The sequence below is a fragment of the Sphingobium sp. TomMM15 genome, from assembly GCF_055397045.1.
Window position 1 is genome coordinate 57,381 of sequence record NZ_AP027316.1, and the last position, 23,309, is coordinate 80,689.

The 23,309-nt window shown below is 61.9% G+C and carries 20 protein-coding genes and 6 pseudogenes; 11 read left to right on the forward strand and 15 right to left on the reverse strand.

The window, feature by feature from the left end; translation table 11 throughout:
• Positions 1-17: 17 nt before the first annotated feature.
• The 9 genes and pseudogenes from ACZ51H_RS17255 to ACZ51H_RS17295 all read right to left on the reverse strand — a co-directional run bounded on the left by ACZ51H_RS17255 (position 18) and on the right by ACZ51H_RS17295 (position 8,200).
• Positions 18-2,042: a 3-hydroxyacyl-CoA dehydrogenase NAD-binding domain-containing protein gene (locus ACZ51H_RS17255; protein WP_464803638.1), complete on the reverse strand. Its 2,025-nt coding sequence runs from the start codon at positions 2,040-2,042 to the stop codon at positions 18-20.
• 12 nt (positions 2,043-2,054) lie between these two features.
• The gene (locus ACZ51H_RS17260; protein WP_464803639.1) at positions 2,055-2,852 is read right to left on the reverse strand and encodes an SDR family NAD(P)-dependent oxidoreductase; all 798 of its coding nucleotides are present in this window, start codon (positions 2,850-2,852) and stop codon (positions 2,055-2,057) included.
• Complete coding sequence (locus tag ACZ51H_RS17265) at positions 2,849-3,625, reverse strand: SDR family oxidoreductase (RefSeq protein WP_464803640.1); 777 nt, start codon at positions 3,623-3,625, stop codon at positions 2,849-2,851. Before ACZ51H_RS17265 ends, ACZ51H_RS17260 begins: the two co-directional genes overlap by 4 nt.
• 44 nt (positions 3,626-3,669) lie before the next feature.
• Positions 3,670-4,692, reverse strand: a complete 1,023-nt coding sequence (locus ACZ51H_RS17270) for a phosphotransferase family protein (RefSeq protein WP_464803641.1) — start codon at positions 4,690-4,692, stop codon at positions 3,670-3,672.
• The gene (locus tag ACZ51H_RS17275; RefSeq protein WP_464803642.1) at positions 4,689-5,936 is read right to left on the reverse strand and encodes an acyl-CoA dehydrogenase family protein; all 1,248 of its coding nucleotides are present in this window, start codon (positions 5,934-5,936) and stop codon (positions 4,689-4,691) included. Before ACZ51H_RS17275 ends, ACZ51H_RS17270 begins: the two co-directional genes overlap by 4 nt.
• A 216-nt stretch (positions 5,937-6,152) precedes the next feature.
• Positions 6,153-6,359 (reverse strand): annotated as a pseudogene (locus tag ACZ51H_RS17280) (acyl-CoA dehydrogenase); the annotation flags it as partial.
• 106 nt (positions 6,360-6,465) lie between these two features.
• A pseudogene (locus tag ACZ51H_RS17285) lies at positions 6,466-6,828 on the reverse strand (TetR/AcrR family transcriptional regulator); the annotation flags it as partial.
• Between the two features lie 2 nt (positions 6,829-6,830).
• A pseudogene (locus ACZ51H_RS17290) lies at positions 6,831-7,081 on the reverse strand (ATP-binding protein); the annotation flags it as partial.
• 66 nt (positions 7,082-7,147) lie between these two features.
• Positions 7,148-8,200 (reverse strand): TrbC/VirB2 family protein, encoded by a 1,053-nt coding sequence (locus ACZ51H_RS17295; RefSeq protein ID WP_464803643.1) that lies wholly within the window; start codon positions 8,198-8,200, stop codon positions 7,148-7,150.
• Between ACZ51H_RS17295 and ACZ51H_RS17300 the strand changes: the two genes are divergently transcribed.
• A complete protein-coding gene (locus ACZ51H_RS17300; RefSeq protein WP_464803644.1) occupies positions 8,162-8,599 on the forward strand; it encodes a toprim domain-containing protein in 438 nt (145 codons plus the stop codon). The genes ACZ51H_RS17295 and ACZ51H_RS17300 overlap by 39 nt on opposite strands.
• Positions 8,596-9,192: a thermonuclease family protein gene (locus ACZ51H_RS17305; protein WP_464803645.1), complete on the forward strand. Its 597-nt coding sequence runs from the start codon at positions 8,596-8,598 to the stop codon at positions 9,190-9,192. Before ACZ51H_RS17300 ends, ACZ51H_RS17305 begins: the two co-directional genes overlap by 4 nt.
• Here ACZ51H_RS17305 and ACZ51H_RS17310 read toward each other — a convergent pair.
• Positions 9,114-9,713 (reverse strand): PAS domain-containing protein, encoded by a 600-nt coding sequence (locus ACZ51H_RS17310; protein WP_464803646.1) that lies wholly within the window; start codon positions 9,711-9,713, stop codon positions 9,114-9,116. The genes ACZ51H_RS17305 and ACZ51H_RS17310 overlap by 79 nt on opposite strands.
• Before the next feature lie 458 nt (positions 9,714-10,171).
• Here ACZ51H_RS17310 and ACZ51H_RS17315 point away from each other — a divergent pair, with 458 nt between their 5' ends.
• On the forward strand, positions 10,172-10,663 hold the full coding sequence (locus ACZ51H_RS17315) for a hypothetical protein (RefSeq protein WP_464803647.1): 492 nt from the start codon (positions 10,172-10,174) through the stop codon (positions 10,661-10,663).
• Positions 10,664-10,933: 270 nt separating this feature from the next.
• Positions 10,934-11,518: a hypothetical protein gene (locus ACZ51H_RS17320; RefSeq protein WP_464803648.1), complete on the forward strand. Its 585-nt coding sequence runs from the start codon at positions 10,934-10,936 to the stop codon at positions 11,516-11,518.
• Between the two features lie 133 nt (positions 11,519-11,651).
• Here the strand turns inward: ACZ51H_RS17320 and ACZ51H_RS17325 are convergent, their stop codons facing one another.
• A complete protein-coding gene (locus tag ACZ51H_RS17325) occupies positions 11,652-12,167 on the reverse strand; it encodes a hypothetical protein (RefSeq protein WP_464803649.1) in 516 nt (171 codons plus the stop codon).
• A gap of 31 nt (positions 12,168-12,198) precedes the next feature.
• Here ACZ51H_RS17325 and ACZ51H_RS17330 point away from each other — a divergent pair, with 31 nt between their 5' ends.
• Entirely contained in the window at positions 12,199-14,052 is a 1,854-nt protein-coding gene (locus ACZ51H_RS17330; protein WP_464803650.1) for a glycoside hydrolase family 97 protein, read from the forward strand.
• Positions 14,049-14,237: a hypothetical protein gene (locus tag ACZ51H_RS17335; RefSeq protein WP_464803651.1), complete on the forward strand. Its 189-nt coding sequence runs from the start codon at positions 14,049-14,051 to the stop codon at positions 14,235-14,237. The genes ACZ51H_RS17330 and ACZ51H_RS17335 overlap by 4 nt, the downstream gene beginning before the upstream one ends.
• Before the next feature lie 159 nt (positions 14,238-14,396).
• Here the strand turns inward: ACZ51H_RS17335 and ACZ51H_RS17340 are convergent, their stop codons facing one another.
• Complete coding sequence (locus ACZ51H_RS17340) at positions 14,397-15,401, reverse strand: saccharopine dehydrogenase family protein (protein WP_464803652.1); 1,005 nt, start codon at positions 15,399-15,401, stop codon at positions 14,397-14,399.
• An 87-nt stretch (positions 15,402-15,488) separates the two neighbouring features.
• On the opposite strand from ACZ51H_RS17340, the gene ACZ51H_RS17345 reads away from it, so the two are divergent.
• The 3 genes and pseudogenes from ACZ51H_RS17345 (at position 15,489) to ACZ51H_RS17355 (ending at position 18,519) form a co-directional block, all read left to right on the forward strand.
• Complete coding sequence (locus ACZ51H_RS17345; protein WP_464803653.1) at positions 15,489-16,124, forward strand: TetR/AcrR family transcriptional regulator; 636 nt, start codon at positions 15,489-15,491, stop codon at positions 16,122-16,124.
• A 268-nt stretch (positions 16,125-16,392) separates the two neighbouring features.
• Positions 16,393-17,190 (forward strand): annotated as a pseudogene (locus tag ACZ51H_RS17350) (IS30 family transposase); the annotation flags it as partial.
• Positions 17,191-17,832: 642 nt separating this feature from the next.
• Positions 17,833-18,519 carry a glycosylhydrolase-like jelly roll fold domain-containing protein gene (locus tag ACZ51H_RS17355; protein ID WP_464803654.1) on the forward strand — a complete coding sequence of 229 codons (687 nt, stop codon included), beginning with the start codon at positions 17,833-17,835 and terminating at the stop codon, positions 18,517-18,519.
• Between the two features lie 151 nt (positions 18,520-18,670).
• On the opposite strand, the gene ACZ51H_RS17360 is transcribed toward ACZ51H_RS17355, so the two are convergent.
• The 3 genes and pseudogenes from ACZ51H_RS17360 to ACZ51H_RS17370 form a co-directional block, all read right to left on the reverse strand.
• Positions 18,671-19,702 (reverse strand): alpha/beta hydrolase, encoded by a 1,032-nt coding sequence (locus tag ACZ51H_RS17360; protein ID WP_464803655.1) that lies wholly within the window; start codon positions 19,700-19,702, stop codon positions 18,671-18,673.
• 822 nt (positions 19,703-20,524) lie between these two features.
• A complete protein-coding gene (locus tag ACZ51H_RS17365; RefSeq protein WP_464803656.1) occupies positions 20,525-21,034 on the reverse strand; it encodes a nuclear transport factor 2 family protein in 510 nt (169 codons plus the stop codon).
• A gap of 71 nt (positions 21,035-21,105) precedes the next feature.
• A pseudogene (locus ACZ51H_RS17370) lies at positions 21,106-21,459 on the reverse strand (transposase); the annotation flags it as partial.
• Between the two features lie 1,255 nt (positions 21,460-22,714).
• Between ACZ51H_RS17370 and tnpA the strand changes: the two are divergent.
• The gene (gene tnpA, locus ACZ51H_RS17375) at positions 22,715-23,098 is read left to right on the forward strand and encodes an IS66-like element accessory protein TnpA (protein ID WP_464803657.1); all 384 of its coding nucleotides are present in this window, start codon (positions 22,715-22,717) and stop codon (positions 23,096-23,098) included.
• Positions 23,095-23,298 (forward strand): annotated as a pseudogene (gene tnpB / locus ACZ51H_RS17380) (IS66 family insertion sequence element accessory protein TnpB); the annotation flags it as partial. The gene tnpA and the pseudogene tnpB, both read left to right, overlap by 4 nt.
• Between the last annotated feature and the right edge of the window lie 11 nt (positions 23,299-23,309).

Genomic DNA, 23,309 nt, shown 5'->3' on the forward strand with positions numbered 1-23,309 from the left:
CCGGCGCTTTTCGATTTTTACAGCAAGCCGCCGCTCGCGGCGCGCGCTTTCAGCAAGGGCGAGACGAGGAAGTCGGGGCCAAGACGGTCGCGATAGCGGTCGAGCGCATCGACAATGGTGGCAAGGCCGGTCTGCCCGGCCCAGAACATCGGGCCGCCCTTATGCCGGGGCCAGCCATAGCCGTAGATCCAGACCACATCGATGTCGGACGCGCGCTGGGCGATCCCTTCCTCCAGGATCTTGGCGCCTTCATTCACCACTGTGTAGAGCGTTCGCACCTCGATCTCCTCGTCGGAAATGGCGCGTGGCGTGATGCCGGCCCTGGCGCGGAACTGTTCGATGATCGCATCGACCACGGGCGAGGGGGTGGGCCTGCGCTTTTCGTCATAGTCGTAGAAGCCCGCGCGCGTCTTCTGCCCCCAGCGGCCTTGCGCGCACAGCGCGTCGCGGATGGTTTCGATACGCTGCGGATCGCGATGCCAGCCGATGTCGGCTCCGGCCAGGTCGACCATCTGGAACGGTCCCATCGGCATGCCGAAGCGGGTGTGCACGCGGTCGATCTGCTCGGGGGTCGCGCCTTCCAGCAACAGCTCGGTGGCATTGCCCTGACGCGGGATCAGCATGCGATTGCCGATGAAGCCGTAGCAGACGCCGGAAACCACCGGCACCTTGCCGATGCGCCGGGCAAGGTCCATGCCGGTCGCCAGCGCGTCCGGCGCCGTTTTGGCGCCCCGGACCACCTCGACCAGCTTCATCACATTGGCGGGCGAGAAGAAGTGCAGGCCGAGCACGTCCTGCGCTCGCCCGGTCGCCGACGCGATGTCGTCGATGCTGAGATAGGAGGTGTTGGAGGCCAGCATCGCGCCGGGCTTGGCGATCCCGTCGAGCCGCGCGAAAATCTCCTTCTTCACGTCCATATTCTCATAGACGGCTTCGATGATGAGGTCACAGTCGCCCAGCGCGGCAAAATCCAGGGTGGGCGTCAGCAGGCCCATCGCCTGTTCCACCTGGGCGGTCGTCAGGCGGCCCTTCGCGGCGCTCGCTTCATAATTTTTGCGCATGACGCCGGTGCCGCGGTCCAGCGCCTCCTGCGCCATTTCCACGATGGTGACCGGAATGCCCGCCGACAGGAAGTTCATCGCGATGCCGCCGCCCATGGTGCCGGCGCCGATCACGCCGACCTTGCTGATGGAGCGCAGGGCAATGTCGTTAGGGAGGCCGTCGATCCGGGCGGCGGCGCGTTCGGCGAAGAAGACATGCCGCAGCGCGCGGGACTGGTCGCCCTCCACCAGCGCGGCGAACAGGGCCCGCTCCTTGGCCAGGCCTTCGCGGAATGGCATGCTGGCCGCTGCCCTGACGGCGGAGATGCAGGCATTGGGCGCGTCGAGGCCTTGAATCCTTCGCCCCTGATCGCTGATAAATCGGTCGAACAGCGCGGCATCGGCATGAACCGGGATATCGCGCGTGCGCCGCACGCCGTCGAGCGAACGGGCATAGGCGATCGCGTCGGCGGCCAGCGTTTCTTTATCGCTGAGCCTGTCGATCAGGCCGATCTCCAGGCCGCGCGAGGCCAGGATCGGATCGCCCGAGACGATCAGCTGGAGCGCCGCTTCGACCCCGGTGAGGCGCGGCAGGCGCTGCGTGCCGCCCGCGCCGGGGAGCAGGCCGAGCTTGACTTCGGGCAGCCCCAGTTTCGCCGAGGGCGTGGCGATGCGGTAATGGCAGCCGAGCGCGACTTCCAGGCCACCGCCCAGCGCCATGCCGTGGATCGCCGCGACGACCGGCTTGTCGCTCGCCTCGATGGCGTCGATCACAGCGGGCAGCGAGGGATCGACAAAGGGCTTGCCGAATTCGGTGATGTCCGCGCCGCCCGAAAACATCTTGCCCGCGCCCCGGATCACGATCGCCTTGATCGCAGCGTCGGTCTGCGCGTCGTTGATGGCGTCGGTCAGTCCCTGCCGGACGGCTGCGCCCAGCACATTCACGGGCGCGTTGATGATCGCGATTTGCAGAATATCGCCGTGAAGCTGTGTTTCGATCATGATGCCTCTTTTTCAGAAGGTGGTTTCGCCCACCTGCCGGGGGCGAGCGAAGGGATGGGAGGAGGACAGGCCGCCATCGACGGCCAGGGCCTGGCCGTTGACGTAGCTGGCGTCGTCCGACGCGAGGAAGGCGATGGCTTGGGCGATTTCGTCCGCCCGGCCGCCTCGCCGCAGCGGATTGAGCTGGCCGATCTGATGTTCCCGGCCACGGGCGCGGGCATTGTCGTAGAGCGACTGCGTCATGCCCGTTTCGATCAGGCCGGGGCAGACGGCGTTCACGCGGATGTTGGAGCCGGTGAGCTGCTGCGCGGCGGTCTGCACGAGGTTGATGACGCCGGCCTTGGACGCGGAATAGGCGGGGCCGCCCGCGCCCGCGCGCAGGCCCGCGACCGAGGCGGTGCAGATGATCGCGCCCGTCCCGCCGGCGGTCAGCATCGCGCGGGCGCCATGTTTGACGGCCAGGAACGCGCCGATCAGGTTGACACGCAACAGCGCTTCCCAATCCTCCACGCTCTGGTCCAGCAGGCCGGCCATGCCGCCGCTGACGCCCGCATTCGCGACGACGACGCCGACCCCGCCCGGAAGGCCGGCGGCTGCGGCGATCAGCGCCGCCACATCGGCTTCGCTGCCGGCATCGCCGCGCATGGCGATGATGGACGGATGACCGGCCGCGACCTCATCGACCGCGTCGGCGATGTCGAAGGCCAGCACCTGCGCGCCTTCCTGCGTGAAGAGCTGGGCAGCCGCGCGGCCGATCCCCGACGCGGCGCCGGTCACGACGACGTTGCGGGAGGCGAAGCGCCCGCTCACAACACGCCCCTCGCGGTTGCGCCGCCGTCCACGATGATGGTCTGCCCGGTCATATAAGCGCCTGATTTGGCGGCCAGGAACACGGCGGCGCCGGCAATCTCTTCCGGCTCGCCGATGCGGCCGAGGGGCGTCGCCTTCTTCAAGGCGGCTTCGGCCTGCGGGTCCTCCCACAAAGCGCGGGCGAAATCCGTGCGCGTCACGCCGGGCGCGATGGCGTTGATGCGGACATTATGGGGGCCAAATTCCACCGCCAGATTGCGCACCAGCTGGAAATCGGCCGCCTTAGACACATTATAGGCGCCGATCACGTCCGATCCGATCAGCCCGCCTATAGAGGAGATCAGGATGATCGCGCCATCCCGGCGCGCGATCATCTCCGGCGCGACCATCGAGACGAGCCAATGGTTGGCGAGGACATTATTGTCGAAGATCTTGCGGAACTGTTCGTCGCTGATCCCGGCCATGGGCCCATAATGGGGGTTGGTGGCGGCGTTGCAGACGAGCAGGTCGATCCGCCCGAACCGTTCGCGGGTGCCGGCGACCAGGGCTTCCAGCGCCGCCTTGTCGGAGATGCTGGCGGCGATGGCGATCGCGCGATCATCGCCGTAGCGGGCGTTGATCGCGGCGGCGACTTCCTCGCAGGCGGGTTGCTTGCGGCTGGAAATCACCACGCGCGCGCCCTCGGCGGCATAGGCTTCGGCAATGGCGCGGCCGATCCCGCGCGTCGAGCCCGTGATGATCGCGACCTTGCCGGTCAGATCGAACAATTGCATTTGCCTTCCTCTCTGAAGATTGTGCTGCGTTTCTTCTGGCGCAGCTAATGCGCGGCCCCGGCTTGCTGCGCCTGATCCCAGGCAGCCTGCGCCAGTGCGGCTATCTTTGCCACCATTGGCTCCGCGTGCGCGCTGGAAGCGGTGCCGTCGGCAATCCTTTTCTTGATGCCTTGAAGGATGCCGATCAGGCGGAAGAGATTATAGGCGAAATACCAATGAAGGTCAGGCAGATCCTTGCGGCCGGTAAGGGCGCAGTAGCGTTGGACCGCTTCCTCCAGCGTCGGTATTCCGGCCCGTTCGAGATCGATGCCGGCCAGCCCCGCGCGGCCGTCCGCGAACAGCACCCAATTCATCGCCAGATAGGCGAAGTCGGCAATCGGATCGCCGATGGTCGCCAGCTCCCAGTCGATCACGGCCAGGATGTGCGGGCGGTCGGGCGCATAGATCAGGTTGTCGATGCGGTAGTCGCCATGGATGATGGAGGTGGCCGTCTGGGCAGGCACGGTCTTAGGCAGCCAGCTTATTAGCTGTTCGACCTGGGCAATTTCGTCGGTCTGGGCGGCGCGATACTGCTTGGTCCAGCGGTCCACCTGACGGGCGAAATAATTGCCGGGACGACCGAAATCATCAAGGCCCAGCGCGGTGTGATCGATGTTGTGCAGTGCCGCCAATGTATCGATCATCGCTTCATAGACACGCCGCCGATCCAGCTTTGGCACCTCCGGGAGAGCGCCGTCGCTATGGTTGCTGCCTTTCACGACCTCCATCAGGTAGAAGGGCGCGCCGATGACGGCGCTGTCCTCGCACAAGGCGATCGGACGGGGAACGGGAAAGCCCGTAGGATGGAGCGCGCGGAGCAGGCGGAATTCGCGTTCGATGGCGTGGGCGGAGGGCAGGAGCGATCCGAACGGCTTGCGCCGCAACACGATGTCGCCTGCGTCGCTGCCGATCCGATAGGTGGGGTTGGACTGACCGCCCGCGAATTTTTCGATTCCGATGACGGGGGCATGGCCGGGGGCCGCCTCCTCAAGCCATCGGGACAGGCTGGCCGCGTCGAGATCGCTCATGACAGCGGGTTTCGATAGCGGGCGAATTCCGACCGGGCGATGGCGCGGGCATGGACTTCATCCGGGCCATCGGCAAAGCGCAGGGTACGGATATGCGCCCAGTCCGCCGCCAGCGCGAAATCGTCCGAAACCCCGCCGCCGCCATGGGCCTGGATCGCGTCGTCGATGATCCTGAGCGCCATTTGGGGTGCCTGCACCTTGATCATCGCGATTTCGTCGCGCGCCGCCTTGTTGCCCGCGCGATCCATCATGTCGGCGGCCTTAAGGCAGAGCAGGCGGGTCATTTCTATGTCGATGCGGGCGCGGGCGATCCGTTCTTCCCAGACGGAATGGTCGGCAATGCGCTTGCCGAACGCGGTCCGGCTGAGCAGTCGCCGGGTCATGGCTTCCAGCGCCTCCTCGGCAGCGCCGATCGTCCGCATGCAATGATGGATGCGGCCCGGCCCCAGGCGGCCCTGCGCGATTTCGAACCCGCGGCCTTCGCCCAGGATCAGATTTTCGGCAGGGACGCGGACATCGTCCAGCGCGATCTGGGCGTGGCCGTGGGGAGCATGATCATAGCCATAGACCGACAGGGTCTTTTCGATCGTCACGCCGGGCGTGTCGAGATCGACCAGGATCATGGCCTGCTGACGATGTCTTTCCGCGTGCGGATCGGTCTTGCCCATGAGGATGGCGACCTTGCAGCGCGGATCGCCCGCGCCGGACGACCACCATTTGCGGCCGTTGATGACATAATGATCGCCATCGCGCCGGATGGAGGTGCGGATATTGGTGGCGTCGGACGAGGCGACATCGGGCTCGGTCATCAGGAAGGCGGAGCGGATCTCGCCCTCCATCAGCGGCTTCAGCCAGCGATCCTTCTGCGCGCGGGTGCCGTAACGGTGCAGCACTTCCATATTGCCGGTGTCAGGCGCGGAGCAGTTGAACACTTCCGATGCCCAGGCGATGCGGCCCATTTCCTCGGCGCACAGCGCATATTCCAGGTTGGAAAGACGCTCGCCGGAAAAGGCAAAACTCTCGTCGATCAGGGCGGCCCCATGTGCGGGTGGCATGAACAGGTTCCAGAGCCCGGCCTCACGGGCCTTCACCTTCAGCCTTTCGATGGTCTGCACCGGGGCCCAGCGGTCGCCGCTCGCTACTTCGCTGGCATAGGCTCCTGCAGACGGGCGCACATGATCCTCGACAAAGGTGCGGACACGTCGCTGAAAGTCTGCTTCGCGTCCGGTCAATGTGAAATCCACGCATCCGTCTCCCAGTCGTTCAAGCGAGAATGTCCATACTCATGATTCGAACTGTGGGCCGCATGGTGGAATCCGGACGGCTCATTGTCTATAGGACACTTGACTAATATCAAATATGATCGGCCTGAGGCGGCGAGCTTAGCCAACCCATGATTTAAAAATCTGTTGTGGGATGGTCATGAAAGCATGACAGCCTGGCTCCAGCGCCAGATACAGCCCGTCGATCAGGCGGCTGCCTTGTTCGTCGCCCTCGCGGTTGATCGGAAACAGCCTTTCCGCGCACATCCGGCCGGCCTCTTCCAGCACGGCGGCAGCCAGGTCCGCATCGACCTCCTTGCCGATCTCTCCCATCGCCCGATCAAAGCCCAGCACTTCGCTCAGCAGGAAGCGATAGTCGTCAAGCGGCGGAACATAGCTGAACATCAGGCCTCTCCCAAAGTACGGGAGGAGCAGCTATACCAAACATCTGTTACAGTCAACCGCGCGCCGTCGAAACGCTGTCAATTCACTATTTCATTCTCGGAAAAACCTATTCGTGCCGGAAAATGGCAACAATCTGCCCCGCGATTTCGCTTGGGCTCAATCTGCCCGCGCGATACCAATCCGCCACTGAATTGAGCTGCGACAGCAACAGGTTGCGGTACAGCGACCTGTCGATATGTCCAGGCAGCGGCAGTTCCCCCACAAGCGTCCGGAACTGTTCCTCGAACCTGTCCCGCCGTGCGATCAACTGCTCCCGCACCTCCTGGGGCACCTCGCGGAAATCGTTCATCATCGGCATCGTCAGCGAATCAGGGGCGAGTTGAATATCCAGCAACGTCGCACAGGCGGCCTCCAACCGCGCCCAGGGCTCGCGCTCCTGTTCAACCGCGGCATGAATCCTCTCCGCGGCGTGGCGGGATCCGGGAAGACCGGTTCCATTCGCCAAAGGGCTGGTTGGCGGTGATGAGCGGGGAACGCCGTTCGTACCGTGCGCTGATCAGCTCGAACAGGACGGACGTTTCGGCCTAATCCTTGGTCACATATGCGAGGTCGTCGAGGACCAGCAGATGATATTTGTCGAGCTTGGCGATCGCGGCCTCGAGCGCCAACTCACGGCGGGCGACCTGAAGTTTCTGGACAAGATCGGATTTGCGGGTGAACAGATGGGCGCTCTCCTGCGAACCGGCGGAAATGATGGTGGCCCGGCCATCGACCGGGCCACTTCCTCGTCAGGCCGATCCTGCGATCTGATCCACGATCCACGGTGCCGAGAAGATGATCGCGATGCCGATGATGACCGTCACGACTGCGCCGGTGTTGACGCGGCCCATGAGCCACCCCGCTCCGGCAATGATGACGGCGATGACCGCCAGCGCGCGGAGCAGGCCATTGCTGAGCAGGCCCAGCACATTGTTGGCGAAGCCCTCCAGATTGGCGGATTGGGCAAAGGCCGGGTCCGGGGCTGCGATTGCGGCGATGCCGGCGACCGCGACCGCGGCGGCGATCGTCGCCGCTTTGCGCCGGCGTGGCGACATCGCCGCGACATGCCGCTGGACCTTGGATCGCACCGACATCGCCGGCGCGTCCCTTGATGCGAGTGACTTCATCAGCTTCCTCCTGTTTCCGTATTGCGCGCGCGCTCGTAAGCGGCCCGGGAAAAGACATCCCAAGGCCGGGGGTGGGGGCGATGCCGCCCGCGCGGAACCGGCATCGGGCCGATTCTCAGCGACCAGATCGGCCAGCATGGTGGCGGGTGGTTTGTCCGCCGCCACCGATGGGGCGGTGGGGATATAGGCAGCCGCCGAGATTCCATCGGAGACGCCCGCGTTGCCCAGCACGCGACCGACATAGCCGTTGCGAAAGCCCCGTGTTCTGGAGCCGGTATTGTACATGGACAGGGCGATCCGCAGCGCCTCCTGCGGCATCCTTCCGTCGCGGACCTGATGATAGTTGCCCGCCAGCACCGTCCCCGCGGCGCCGATATTCGTGCAGGGATCGAATACACTGTTCCAGGTCAGGCCCAGCGCGGCCATATTGTTCGAGTTGATCTGGCCCAGGCCGAGATCCACCGAATAGCCCTGTGCGATATAGGAGCGAGCGACCTGCGCCGCGTCGGTGGCGTTTGTAGGGCGGGCAGGTTGGCGGGCGACTCCGTTGACGTTGAGGGCGAACTGATAGCCCTTGCTCACGCCCGCTGCCAGTTCGGCGCTGGGGAGGACAAGGCGTTCGCGCGGGCCCTCATCGTGCCGGTTGAGGAGGATGCCGGCGTGGTCGCCATCCATCGGACCTTCCTGACGCCCGACGGTCGGGGCAAGGCCGAGATCGCCAAGCCCAAAAGGATGCTGGGCAATCCCGGCGGCGGTGCGGTGCGCTGGGGTGGCATCCCGACCGATGGCGTTTTGCGTCTCGCCGAAGGCGTCGAGGAGGCTGCGAGCGTGATGAACATGCTGGAGCCGGAAACCCATGTCTGGCCGGTCCTGGGGATCGAGCGGTATCAGACGCTCACGATCCCCGAAAGCATCCGCAAAATCATCATCTACAGCCAGCACGGGGCCGAGGCGGCACGCGCCATCAAGCGGGCAACACCACATCTGACGGCCCATGACCGGGAACTCAGTGTGAAGTTGCCGTCGCACAACGGAGACTGGAATGATCTGCTGCGCGAGATCCGCGCCGCATGAAGCTGTTTCCGGGCCTTCCCCCGCACCAGCGCGTGATGATCGCGGTGATGTTCGGCGCGGTGTCTGTCTATGCCTTGGCACAGCAGAAAGAGCGGGTGGCCGAGATCGCCTCGCTGCGTCTCAACGATCGCGCGCCCCGTGTCGTGGATGGCGATACGCTTGATGTTTCAGGATCGCGGATCAGGATCGTCGGCATCGATGCGCCGGATGATGATCGGCCGCAGCTCAAGCGCCTTTCGACGCTCACCATGCAAGGGCTGGTCGAGCGCGATGGCGGCGTGGAATGCGCCACAAGCCTCTTCGATTTCGCCCTGCGCCATGAAAATCAGTGCCGGACCCCGGCAGAGAGCTATGGCCGCTTCAATCTATCCTGTCGTTTCAAGGCCAATGGCGCGAGCGTCGCGGCGACGATGGCGCAAGGCTATGCGGTCGACTTCCGGCGCTATTCCGGCGGTGCTTATGTCGGGCTGATGCAGAAGGCTGCGCGGCAGCGCCTTGGGTTATGGGGTCAGGACTATGAGGGGATGCGCCAGCTCGCGGTCGAACGGGCCACGCTTCCCAAGGAGTGCGCGGCGGCCTCGCCCCGGCGCTGATGTAGATCGGCTTTATCAACTGTTGATAAAATGCTACAGTCGCGGCAAAGGGGGCGGCTGTTGGCAACGCGGTGCTGGAGTTCCTGAAGTAGGATCGCCTTTTCACGCAACAGGTTGTCCCTGAGCTTCTCGCTGACGCGCGCTTCCGTGACGTCAGACACTGTCAGGAGCAGGCGAACCGGTTCAACATCGCCATAGTCAAGTTTTTGAGCATTGATGACGAGCCGGCGCGCCGCAACATCAGACTTGAGATCCATCTCATAGGCCTCAATACTCGCATGGCCCGAAAGGGTAGCCCTCAGGAGCGAGCGGAGTTGCGGCACGTCCCACTCACCTCCGCCGAGCCTAAGCAGGGGTCGGCCGACCACGTCCTCCGGTTCAAGGCCGAAGACGCGATAGAAGGACGTGCTGGCCGCGATAATCATCAGATTTGCATCGAGCAGCAGCGCAGGAGCGGCGGAAGAGGCCAGGATAGCTAGCGCCAGGTTGTGCGTGAGGTCGGAATGGATGGTCGGTTTCATCGTCAGCCCCTTTCCGGGGAAGCCAGAAAGCTCGCGGGGGGTGAAGCTGGGTCGGTAATCGCGCGCCGATCATTCCTCTTGCCGAGAGTATGGGCTTGCTGTCGCACTATAGCATGCTTCACGCGAAAACGGGCGTCTAATCGACACCGCGGGCGTGCGGCGTTGGGGGCATGGCTATTATCTGATCCTCTATCGGGTCGAGGCCGACAAGGCGGTCATCCATATTCTGCACGGTGCTCAGCACCATGACACAATTCTTTTCCCTTCCTGACGGGCCGCTGCCTTCGGCCCGCGCTCTATGCCGCCCCATGGCGGGGGGCTGCACGGAACCCCGCGAGCCGGTTCCACCCGTTCGGATGACGACCAGCGGGACACTTAGCGTGATATGATTCGGTCTTATTGACACCGAATCATATCACGCTATATTTGGTGTTATAGGCACCGTTTTGGAAACTCCGATGCGCCCCAAAGTTACCACAGCCAGAGCAGCAGAAATCGTCGGGGTCGGCTACGAAGGTTTGCGCTCCTATCTTAAGCGCGGCCTGGGAGGCAGGGTCGGGATGCTGCCGGGCTTCCACCGGCCTGGAGCAGATACCCATGATGATCCGATGCCAAGGGCAAAATGGAAGCGGTTTGGGGTCGCGGACTTATGCCTCTTTCGCGTTGCGAAGCTTCTGATGGATGCTGGATTCACCTTCGATGCTGCAAACTCCGTCGTGACACGGCATGAGCGTTGGACCGCTTTTGCGCATGAAACGGAGCCAGTGCATCGACTCATGGCGATCTGGCCCCCATACGGGGATCATATTATTTACGAGGCGGATCAGTTGGAGCTTCTCAGGAAGGCGGTTGATGAGGCGCCGGAAATCGTTACGCTCATCAATCTGGGCGCGGTCCACGCATATATTCTTGCAGCCTTGCAAGAAGGCCAGGTGGAGGTGCAAATATGACGGACAGTCGGGCTGGTGGCGCGTCATGGTTGTTTAATGGCATCGCTGCGTAAAGAAAAGGCCCGCCAGAGGCGGGCCTTAACATATCCTTTGACGATGAGGGGGGGCAAGAGCCCGCATTCTCAAAGCCGATGCCGTTAATATAGTCCTGTTGACGGTATCGTCAATAGGAAGCCGACAGGATGCCGCACGTTGCCCTTTACAGCCAATGAAGCTCATGAGCTGCCCAATGTCATTTCAGCGCCCCGCTTTGCGACCTACCTCCAGGCCATGGGCAACGATCGGGACAAGGCGCTCGAACTTTACGAGTGGAATCTTGACCTGTCATCGGCTCTGATTGTGCCTCTACAGGTCTGCGAGGTCGCCGTGCGCAACGGGATTGCGGAGGCGATTGAGCAGGTCCACGGAGCGAATTGGCCGTGGAACAATGGCTTTATTCGCAGTTTGCCCCGGCCTAAACGGCAGTTCGATTATAATCCGGCAAATGATTTGACCCGTTGCGCTGCCTCTTTGCCGACCACAGGTAAGATCGTCGCGGAACTGAAATTTGCCTTCTGGGAAAATATCTTCACCCGTGGGCAAGATAATCGGATTTGGAACGCGCATTTCAGGACGTGCTTTCCTGGCGCCCCGCCAAACCAGACAATCGCTCAGTGCCGGACCACTGCCTATACTGACCTGCGTTCAATCCGGCGGTTGCGCAATCGGATCGCCCATCATGAGCCGATTTTTACACGCAATATCGCCGAGGAATACCAACGCATCCACGACATGATCGCATGGCGGAGCCAGACTGCGGCCTCCTGGATGGACAAGAAGCAAGCAGTGCTTGCGCTGCTGCCAAAAAAGCCATGAGCGAATGAGCATGTTGGAAAATCGCGAGGGAAGTTCCATCCAACAGATCTTCATAACATATTGATATTAACATAATTACTATTATCGCGCCCAACGATTGTAAGCGGGTGGATTCTAGATCGAAGTGCGAACTTTAGCCGCGCGTGCCGCCGCGGCCCATTGCCGCGCTTACTGCCTGGTTACGCCTAGACTTCAGATGATCGCATCCACCGCGCGGCATGTGGCACACGTCAATCTGCACCGGCTGTCCGGGCGGATCGACACGCGCGCGGCTGAAACGCAGACCGGCGAGATCGAACTTGCTGACATCGTCGGTCGCGTGGGCGGCGGCGACGCCTTCGCAGCCGGTGTTCTCCATTCCTTTGAAACCGGTCATGACATTACCGCTGCAGCTCATACCGGCATCGCCCTCGCCGCACTCAAACATTCCATCCCCGGCGACGCCGCCTTGTTCCACCAGAATGATATCGATGCATTTCTCCACGGCGGTCTTGATGTTCGGCGGTGAGCGAATTGAAGGAAGAATGATGGCCCTAAATCCAACACGCCGGAACCTTCTGGGTGGAATATGTGCTGCGACCATCGAGATGTTCGGCAGCAGCAGGCTCGCCGCCCAGCCTGCGCTTGCGGGCGAACCGGCAATCTCCATCAGCTCTCCTGACGGCAGGCTGCAAGCGCAATTGCTCCTGCCAACGCGGGTAACCAATTATCCCCGCTGGTCAGCGCAGTTTTGCGGCAAGACGGTTCTGGAGCCATCCCGGCTGGCGCTGGTGCTGGAGCATGGCCTCCTTTTGGGTCGGAATGCCAGATATTTGGGCCAAATGACCGGGCCGCTCGACGATAGCTGGACTCCGCCCTATGGCATCGCCGCGAAATATGACGGCCGCGCCAATCAGATCGAAGCGCAGTTTGATGATCGCAAATCGCGTATTCGGTTCGCGATCCGCCTGCTCGCCCATAATGATGGCGTCGCTTTCCGGTTCGTGCTGCTGTCTGCGCCCAAGGACAAGATCGAATTAGGGGGTGAAGCAACGGAGTTTCGTTTCCCCGCGAACACCGAAATATGGAGCAGCCGCGATGAGGGCGAATATCACCGTTCGCCTCCGGGCACGATCAATCCTGTCCCTCATCCGAATCTGACGAACAGCACGGATAAGGGGCCGTTGGCGGACACGCCTCTATTGGCGATAACGGCAGACGGCCTATCGCTGTTGATCTGCGAATCCGACCGCCTCCACTACCCCCGTCTGATGTTCGGCCCCGGTGAAAATGAACAAAGTGTTGCCAGCCATCTCATGCATTTCCCCGGCCGCGCGACCGGCTATTCAGGACCCGGCGAAACCAATGCAGCGCCGCGTTTTTCAGTAGGGACGCCCTTCACCACACCCTGGCGGCTGATATTGGTGGGCGAAACACCCGCCAAGCTCATCGAAAAAGCCGGGCTGGTGCCTACTCTTGCAACCCCGAACCGGCTTGGCGATACCGGCTGGATCAAGCCGGGGCGCGCCTTTCGCATCCGCAAGCCCTATTCCAATGCTGGAGCGCTGGAGGGAATAGCCTTCGCAGAAATGCGCAAGCTCGACTATATCGAGTTCGACGCACATTGGTATGGGGACGGAACCGATCCGAGCGACGCAAGCCGTCCCATCGATGGTCTAGACATGAAGGGAATTGTCGCCGCCGCTCGCCAGAAGGGCATCGGCACGATCCTTTACGTCGATCGTGTTCCGGCAATGCAGCAATTGCCTGAGATCGTATCGACCTATCGCAAATGGGGCGTCGCGGGAATCAAGTTTGGTTTCATCTGGGAAGGCAGGCAGGAAGACATCGACTTCATCTATGATCTGGTGAAAACCTGTGGCGAAAACCATCTCCTCGTCAACCTACATGACAATCTCCGTCCTGCCGGCCTGGAACGCACGCTGCCGAACTATGTCGCCCTAGAGGGCGTTCGAGGCAATGAGCAATTCCCGACGGCGCGACATAACGTCACCCTGCCCTTCACGCGCGCCTTGTCAGGTCCGATCGATTATACAATCTGCTACGATCACTATATGAACAAGACCACCAATGCACATCAACTGGCGATGGCGGCCGTCTATTATAATCCACTCACGTTTCTTTACTGGTATGACACACCGACCAAGTACAGGGAAGGTAGCTGGGCCGCCCTGCAATGGTTTGACGAATGCCCGACCAGTTGGGATGAAACCCACGCCATTGACGGCCAGCCAGGACAATTTGTCGCCGTCGTCAGACGGCATGGCGAACGCTGGTTTTTGGGTGCAATGACCAATGAGCAGACGCGGCAACTGAAGGTGCCGCTGGCCTTTCTGGGCAAAGGTGACTGGCTGGCCACGATCTTCGCGGATGGCCCCCCCACCTATCCGGCTCGTGCCACGCCCGTCATGATCTCAACCAAGACGATTTCTGCTCAAGATGGGTTGGCCATCGAGATGAAACCGTCCGGAGGCCAGGCGATCATTTTCACCCCTATAAATTCCCTTAGGTCCGTCCCCGATGCCGTTTCATGACCGGTTATAACGTTGCAGGCAGTTGGGGCACCAGCCATTTGCGGCCGTTCCGCCTTGAGAAGGAACAGATCATCGCGCGCCGCGCAGGACCGGGGATCGCGGCAGCCGCCGTCGATGTAGAGGACGCGTCGAGTGACGGACCGTGGCTATCTCGCCATGAGAAGTGCAACACGACTGAGCAGTAGCTTGCCTCCGCCATCAGTCTTGCGAAGACCTCGTTCGGGGTTTCGAAGTCGAGTATCTTTCGCGGCCTGTTGTGGAGCCGCTCGGCTATCTCGTTGACACCGCCCGGCCCCTGAGCGCTCGGGTTTCGGCGAGACCAGGATCCCGCTATCGCGTCGGTGTCACGCGTCGTGGAAGACGACGCCTTCCTCCGCCATGCGCTGGACGAAGAAGGCGGGCTGCACCGCGTGCTCGACCGTGTAGAGGCCGGGCGCGAGCAGGGGGCCGCCTGCGAGGCCAGCCAGCCTCTCCAGGATGATGTCCGCCGAGATGACTGTGAACGTCGACGGGTCCCGGGGGCAGGTCACGATCTGGGAAACCTCGAGCGGGCCTCCGTCGGGACCCCGGCCGGAGAGCCGGATATAGAGCTCGTCGGTGGCGGGGCCACCCGCGGCGCGGGTCGCAGACAAACCTATTCCTTCCAGGATGCTGATGTCCCTGGCCCCGGTCCAGGCACCGATGCTGAGCACATCGCAGGACACCGAACCACCACCGTGCATTTCCCCACCGTCCGGGCGGCGAATCACGCCACCGGCCTGGTCATTGGGAACCCAGACATATTCGCCGTTCCGTCGCATCACCGCGCTGGGGGCATTCGCGGCGATGCGCACGAAGTCCGCGGCTGTTGTCGGGCCGGCCGATGAACCCTCGACACTATCAATGATGAACTCCACATGGACGCGGTCGATGGATGCGAAGCGCTCAGCCAGGCTGAGAGTGGCCATGGTCACCGCGCCCGCGAACCAGTGGCTGGCGATGACAACCGGCACCTTGTGGCCCGCTGCCATACCGGGGATGGCGTCGACCGCGAATTCGAAGACCCCGCCGGTGATGCAGAGGAACGGCGCCCCGTTTCTTGCCGCGAAATTCATTGCGTTGGAGGTCGGATCGTAGGCGATGAGTCCTACTGCGCTAAACTCGCTCTGCTCAAGGCCCAATGAGGGTTTCGACAGGTCCACCGCCACGCCGTCGGCGTTCCCGAGACCGTCCGCCAGAGCACGGGCCTTCCCTATGTCACGTCCGCCGATGATCAACGGAAGATCGGGATTGCGTGTCCGCAGGAGGCGCGCGATTCTCGACCCGAATACGCCGGACCCTCCAATCAATAACACCGGCTTCAACGACATCTGGATTCCTTTCTTTCAACGCTGCTCATCGCACTCGCTTTTTCCGCGAGGTTGCTACATAATGAAACTTACACTTTGTAGATATCATTGCAAGCCCGGAGAATGCCTTTGGCGGACAAACGCCTGTCCCGTGACGAACGGGGCTCTCAGTTGCTCGATGTCGCCGCCGCCCTTGTGCGTGACCAAGGTGCGGACGCCCTGACGCTCGGTCGTCTGGCAGAGGCGGCCGGCGTGTCGCGTCCCGTCGCCTATCAGCACTTCCAGACGCGGGCGGGGCTGCTGCTGGCGCTCTACCGGCGGCTGGACGCCGCCCAGTCGGAGGCCACCCAGGCGGCGCTGCAGAGCGGAGCCGACACGCTGGAAGACGTCGTGGATATCCTGAGCGCCGCCTATGTGAACTGTGGGTTCAACTCAGCGCCAGAACTGCGCGGTATCACGGCCGCACTCACGGCTATTATCGAGATGGACGAGTTCCTCCGGTCCGAGCGGGAGCGATACGCGCAGCTCTACCGGCAGCGGCTGGCCCGTTTCAGCGACTTGCCAGAGCGGGAGGGCAAGGTTCTTCTGCTCGCCGTGCTCGGCGCGGCCGACGCACTCGTCCGTGAGGTGGTGGCCGGACGCCTGACGCGCGAAGAGGCCATCACGGGCGTACGAACGTTGATGATGGCGGCTGTGCGAGGCGCTCAAGCGCGCGGCACGCTGGAGTTTGTGAAGGCCCGCTGAGACTGTTCGACCGGTTCTGACCGAGCCCGCTGCCTGCGCAGCGGGTCCACGTCCCTCCCCTCCATGTTGCGCCCTCAGCAGGGTCTGCGCTGCGCTAAGCCGATGGCTCCACGCAGCCCCTGCTGTCCTCAAAGGGTGTCATCTCTATCGGGGACAGAAAGTGCCTTTTCTAACCGGCAGGAACAAATTCTTGTAAGGGTGGATTCTATCTCGAAGTGCGAAATCCTTGGTTTTATAAGGGTTTGATCCCCTTCAAGGAAGGCACGATATGGAAGGCTATCAGCATCTGGGTCTGGATGAGCGACGCGATATTTATCGACTGATCGGAACCGGACGCACGGTGAAGCAAGTTGCAGATGCGCTGCGACGACATCCTTCGACGATTTATCGAGAGATCAAGCGCAACCGGCATTTTGATGAAGAACCGCTGTTCCGAGGATATTTCCCGACTGCAGCGCAGACCATGGCCAGCAATCGTCGCGTGCGCGGAGGCAAGATTGCTCGCCAGCCGGAACTCGCCGCCTACATTGCTGATCGCTTGTTGGCGGCCTGGTCGCCAGAACAGATTGCGGGTTATCTTCGGCGTCATCGCGGTCAGCGGGAGGCGGTGTGCCACGAAACCATTTACCAGTATGTCTACGGCGCTGAGGGACGGCACCATAAGCTTTGGCGCCATCTGCCAGTTGCCCGCCGTTCGCGCCGGCAACGTTATGGCCGAAAGCCGCGCGGTCTCCATATACCCGTGGCAAATACGATCGGCGCGCGGCCACAGGAAATCGCGGATCGCAGCAGTTTCGGCCACTGGGAAGGCGATCTCCTGATCTTCAGGAGAGAATATGGCAAAGCGAACCTCACCTCGCTGGTTGAGCGCTGTAGCCGCTTCACCTTCCTGACGCGTAATCCAAGCCGGCATTCTGCCGGTGTCATGGCCGGCATCGATCGGCATTTACGCGACATGCCGCCTCCCCTCCGGCGCAGCATCACCTTCGATCGAGGCACGGAATTTGCTGCCTTTGCGACCCTGCGGAACAGGCTCGGCATCACTAGCTATTTCTGGGTGGATTCTAGATCGAAGTGCGAAATCCTAGGTTTTATAGGGGTTTGATCCCCTTTCCAGGAAGGCACGCGATGAACGGCTATCAGCATCTGGGTTTGGACGAGCAGAAGCCATGCCTCCAGTTCGCTCCGCCAGTCCGCTTCCATCGCCAGCCTCCACAAAAGCTGGCTCCCTGTGAATCAGTGATTTCCCACATTGGGAATCCCAAAAAATCACATTTCTGCCAAAGTAGTGCTAGTTACATATGAGGATTGCCATGAAAGCGGCTTGCCAGAGAAAATTCCATTTGGCACCTCCGTCGCCCCCCAGATGCCCGCTCGCGAATTGGCGCCGCAAGCAACAGACAGCCCCAAGCGGGACCCGCTTCTCGAGGGATGTAGGCGCTCATGTTCCGCCCACGCAACAAATGCCAACCTAACGTCAAGTAGTTGGCTGTCGGCCTGAGAATCATGAGTGATCGTCTACAGCCTCCACTGCTCTCTCAAAGCTGATTGTATGATAGCTTCGTGCTTGCGGTTGGCGAGCTGCTGCGAACGTGTAATAAAATCTATGGGCGTGCGATGACTAGATATTCGCACCGCCGGTTTCGTTGAAGGCTGTCGGGAACATCATGTGGCCGCCTGGATCTCGCGGACGTCTTGCCCGGCAGCCATGAATGTAGACGGAGAGGCGCAATGTCGATGTCCCTGCGCATGCCTTTCGATCCCTTCGGCGCGCTTTTTGTGTGCTTCGCGGAAACGGGCAGGCCGCGCGCATGATCCCGACGCCCACCTCACGCGAGCTTGCGGGTCTGTCCGATGGCTGGTCGGTCGCGGCGCGCCACCTCGCCTTAACCTGGGCCGCTTGCACGACCTGAGCACTGACACCAACCCGGGCGTTCGCTATTTCTCCGGCTTGGCCAGCTATACGCGAACGCTGCGGGTGTCCACAGCCTGGCTGAACAAATTCGATCGAATCCAGCTCGATCTTGGCCAGGTGGAGGTGATCGGCGAAGTGCTGGTCGATGGCCGTTCCGCAGGAATCGCCTGGACTGCACCTTATCGGCTCGATGTCACCGGTCTGTTAATGGGGGGGATCAACAAGATCGAGGTCCAGGTAAGTAATCTGTGGGTCAACCGCGTTGTCGGGGATCGTCAGCCGGGGGTGAAGCAGCGGATCAGTTTCGCCCATGAGGACGCCGCCACTCTCGGTCTAAAGCAGCCGCGAAGCGTGTTCGACACCTTCGGACCCGGCGGCAAATCATTTGGAAGCACGCCATACACTGCCGATACGCCGCTACCTGCATCCGGTTTGATCGGGCCAGTTCGCCTTGCTGGTGAGGCGCCGACTCCCGAATAAAGGTGATAGCGTTCAGCTCATTCTCGTCGCGGCCAACCTAGGGGAACGATCGCTTGTCCGCGCATCGCTGGTTTGTCAGGAAGGCCCCATCGCAAATGACATACTCTCTTGCGCAGCGAACCCTGCCAGGCATTTTGAAATACCCAGCGTCCTATTTTCTTTTAGGCTGTGCCGATCGACGGCTGACGAGATGGGAATCCCAGAAGCGCTTAACCTCCGCCATTGCAGCTCTTCCTTCAGGTGTACCTGGGCCCATGGGCTGAAAAACATGCGGCATGCCCTCATATAGGTCCAACACCGCTTCTCCACCCGCGTCGCGGATCGCCCTATATTGGCGCACGCAGTTGCTCAGAAATATCTCTCGTGTGCCACACTGTATCAAAGTCGGAGAGAAACCTTTGGTGTAATCGCCATACACGGGCGACACGTAAGGGTTCTTATGCTCCGACGACGCTGCATAGGCGGCGGCCGAGGCGGTAAGACCAGACAAGGTTAGCGAGGGGTCCCAGTCCGCAAGCGTACGGTACGTGTCTCCGGTCATACTCACGTCTGACCAAGGGGACCAGAGCAGCAGCGCCGCCGGCATAGGCGCGCCCTCATCCCGCAGCTTGAGCACCATGCCAGCCGCAATCGAGCCTCCGGCGCTGTCGCCGAAGATACCGATGCCCTTGGGCTGAACGCCGCTCTTCAGCAGAGCGCGATAAACCGCGGTCACCTGATGCAAAACCTTGGGCCACTTTGCCTCTGGAGCAAGCGTATAATCGATCGAGATCACCCGCATGCCCGTTGCCTTCGCCATAAGACCCGACGAGAACAACGTGGAGTGCGCCGATAGAGCCGTGAAGCCGCCACCATGAGTGTAGATCAGCTGCCGTCCGTCATCGCTCCATCCGGTAGGCGTGATCTCGACGACGGGCACGCCCGCGATGACCCGATCAGCCACCGTCAAGCGATACATTTTGGTAATCATTGGTGATACGCCTGCGAGCGTTCGCTCCGTGTAGGCCTGGCTGCGTTTCCAACCGGCAATGTCGTCGGGCGCCAGCGTTGGCGAAGGGGGCGAGGGTTTCGCGATGAGACCTACCCAGACTCGCGCAAATTCGGGAGAGATCGTGGCAGGCGCGACCTTAGCTTGAGGTAACGGCGTGGCGGTCTGTGCGGCGCTTTGATCCGCAGTGAACATGGCGACAGCGCTAAGTAGGCGAAATCCGAATGCTGTGCTCCGCCGCTTGGCCGTTCCGGTCGTTGGACATGTGATTCCGCAGAGGTGCCGTCTCGATTTCGGATAGCTCAATGTTCCCTCCCCTGGAATGCGGAGGATCACCCGCATCGTGTAACCAGCCGTTGCTCGTCCTTACGACGATACTCGCTTAGCTCCATATGCGGGAGGATAACCCCATGCAACTGCCGGAACGGTTGGCCGAGTGGAGGACACGCGGCGAACTGGGGATGACTTATGCGAATCGCGCGGTCCACGCTCTGATTTTAACGGCATCGCAGCGCTTATCAGGCACGACGAGACACAGACCATCTGCGCTCTTCGGAGAGCGCGCCGTTGGAAGCAGTAAACTCCTCGGGATATTGCCCTTCCATGATTGAGGTCGAATACCGGCCGTTCATCAGCCACATAGCGCGCTTGGCAGCATCCACATGCCCAGGCGTGTCGATCACCGGCACTAATGACATCGGGTTTCGGCAAATCCGATTTGTACGAGGCGCTCGGCCCGCGCGCGGATGGCACGCGGCTATACCGTGAGTCAGCAGGCGTGTGATGCCCGACCTGTTGGCCATCTAGCAGCGGCAGCCGCAGTCCCGGAGCGTGGGCCCCGCCGAGATACCCGCCATCCACGAACGAGCAGAACTCGTTCATGGGGATGAAGTGCCTGACCAGGCATCGTCCGCGTCACGCCATGCGACAGCGGAAAATACGGCTCAATCCGGCATAGATACGCGTACGACAACCAGATCACTCATGGCATCTCCTCGCGACTCGTCCGGACAATCTCTACTGCAGTGCTGCCGCCAGCAGCGGGAAGTCCGTTATCGAAAGGTCATCGCCTCTTTTCCTGCCTACAATGACTCCCGCCACTCCTGCAGGCATGTGTGGACCCTCATGAGTCCAGTCGATTACGCGCGTGCGATGAACGAAACGCCAGCCGACCGATGTCCGGCGGTATCTATCAAGATAGCGACCGGCGGCAATATAATCGCGTCCACCGTCTGGATCAGGAATAAAATGGGAGTTGATCGAGTAAATCTCTCCCTCGGCCTGGTTGCCATCGATCGCAAAGAGGCGGTTACCCATGAAGTGGTGCGTATGCATTTGCTCAGTGCCACCAAATATGGCTTCAACGAAATGGTCGCGTCCGCCAGAGAGCATTTCGCCGAAGTTCACGGTCGCATCATTGGTGAACAGAGAAGACAGAAGTGCCCGATCACCGCGATCTACCGCGCGTGCGTAAAGATCGACAAGGCGAGAAAGCTTCGCCTCATCCGCTAATCGCGTCTGGCTCATACACTCACTGTCCTTGGCCGCAGCTGTAAATTCGGATCCGCCGATGGGCCGACACCGACCATCGACGCCCATTAGCAGATATAGCGTCGTCGGTAATCAGCAAACGCAGCTTGAATCTCCTCTTCATTGAGCCCGAATGAACATTCGAGATGTCGCTGGGCGTAGAGTTGCTTGTCGAGGTAATGCTTGAGCGCACGCGACGGATTGTTGAGGCTGACAGCCAGCACCCTTATCGGCAAGGCCTGTCGCAGCGCATCGGCATCGTAGGCGGCGTCAGCCATGACGACGTCGGTCAGGAACTCCTCGATCAGGGCAGCGGCCAGTGGCGCATCGGCCTCCTGGCTGGCGGTCAGAGTGAACCGTCCGGGGCAGCCAAGCCCGCGCACGGCCATGTGGATCTTGGTGCTCAGGCCTCCGCCAGAGCGAGACGCGATACTTCGCCTTCCGGTTGTAGAACATCGCATCGTTGATCCCGTGCTTGCGGCACAGGCCGGTGGTTTCACACCCACCCACGCTTGCGCAGCACCAGGATCCCGCTATCGCGTCGGTGTCACGCGTCATGGAAGACGACGCCTTCCTCCGCCATGCGCTGGACGAAGAAGGCGGGCTGCACCGCGTGCTCGACCGTGTAGAGGCCGGGCGCGAGCGGGGGCGCGCCGGCGAGGCCAGCCAGCCTCTCCAGGATGATGTCCGCCGAGATGACTGTAAAGGTCGACGGGTCCCGGGGACGGTCACGACCTGGGAAACCTCGAGCGGGCTTCCGTCGGGACCCCGACCGGAGAGCCGGAGATAGAGCTCGTCCGTGGCGGGACCACCAGCGGCGCGGGTCGCAGACAAGCCTATTCCTTCCAGGATGCTGATGTCCCTGGCCCCGGTCCAGGCACCAATGCTGAGCACATCGCAGGACACCGAACCACCACCGTGCATTTCCCCGCCGTCCGGGCGGCGGATCACGCCGCCGGCCTGGTCATTGGGAATCCAGACATACTCGCCGTTCCGTCGCATCACGGCGCTTGGGGCGTTCGCAGCGATGCGCACGAAGTCCGCGGCTGTTGTCGGGCCGGCCGATGAACCCTCGACACTATCAATGATGAACTCCTCATGGACGCGGTCGACGGATGCAAAGCGCTCGGCGAGGCTGAGGGTGGCCATGGTCACCGATCCCGCGAACCAGTGACTAGCGATGACAACCGGCACCTTGCGGCCCGCTGCCAGACCGGGAATAGCGTCGACCGCGAATTCGAAGGCACCGCCGGTGATGCAGAGAAACGGCGCCCCGTTTCTTGCCGCGAAATTCATTGCGTTGGAGGTCGGATCGTAGGCGATGAGACCTACTGCGCTGCTCAAGGCCCAATGAGGGTTTCGACAGGTCCACCGCCACGCCGTCGGCGTTTCCGAGACTGTCCGCCAGAGCACGGGCCTTCCCTAGGTCACGTCCGCCGATTATCAGCGGGAGATCGGCTGGCCCGTTTCAGCGACTTGCCGGAGCGGGAGGGGAAGATTCTTCTGCTCGCCGTGCTCGGCGCGGCCGACGCGCTCATCCGGTAAGCGGGGTCTGGCGACCGCCTTGCGCAGCGCCCATTAGCCGGGATGATTGCCGCTCTTTAAGCGGGGTGGCCGGTGTCGGACGAGATTGAAGATTCAGCGAGCAGCGCAGCGACTACTCATACGAGCGGTCGTATGAGTAGTCGGATAGAGATCGTTAGCCGGGTGTCAGGCCGGCGGCGGTGGACGGTAGAGCAGAAGCTGGCCGTGCTGCAGGATGCATTCGGCCCGGAGGGCTGCGTGCGCGCGGCCTGTGAACGCCATGACGTCGGCAGCGGCTCGATCTACACATGGCGGCGACAGGCGATGTCCGGTGAGCTCGCCGGGGTGCGCAAGCTGGCAGAGCCTGCCTTTGCGGAGGTGCAGATCAGCGATCAGCTGGCCTTGCCTGGGCCAACGGTCGCAGCACGCAGCGAGGGAGTGATCGGCATCGAGCTGCCGTCTGGCATCAGGGTGAACGTGGACGCCACCGTCGATGCCGATGCCCTGTCGCGGGTGATCGGCGTCCTGACGCAATGATCCCGCTGCCGCCCTCAACGCGGATATTCCTGGCCTGCGGCGCAACAGATATGCGTAAGGGTTTTGACGGCTTGGCTGTGATGACGCAGCAAGTTCTGGAGCAGAGCCCGCATTCCGGTGCGCTGTTCGCCTTTCGAGGGAAGCGCGGTGATCTGGTAAAGCTGCTCTGGTATGACGGTCAGGGCATGTGCCTTTTCTCCAACTAACTGGT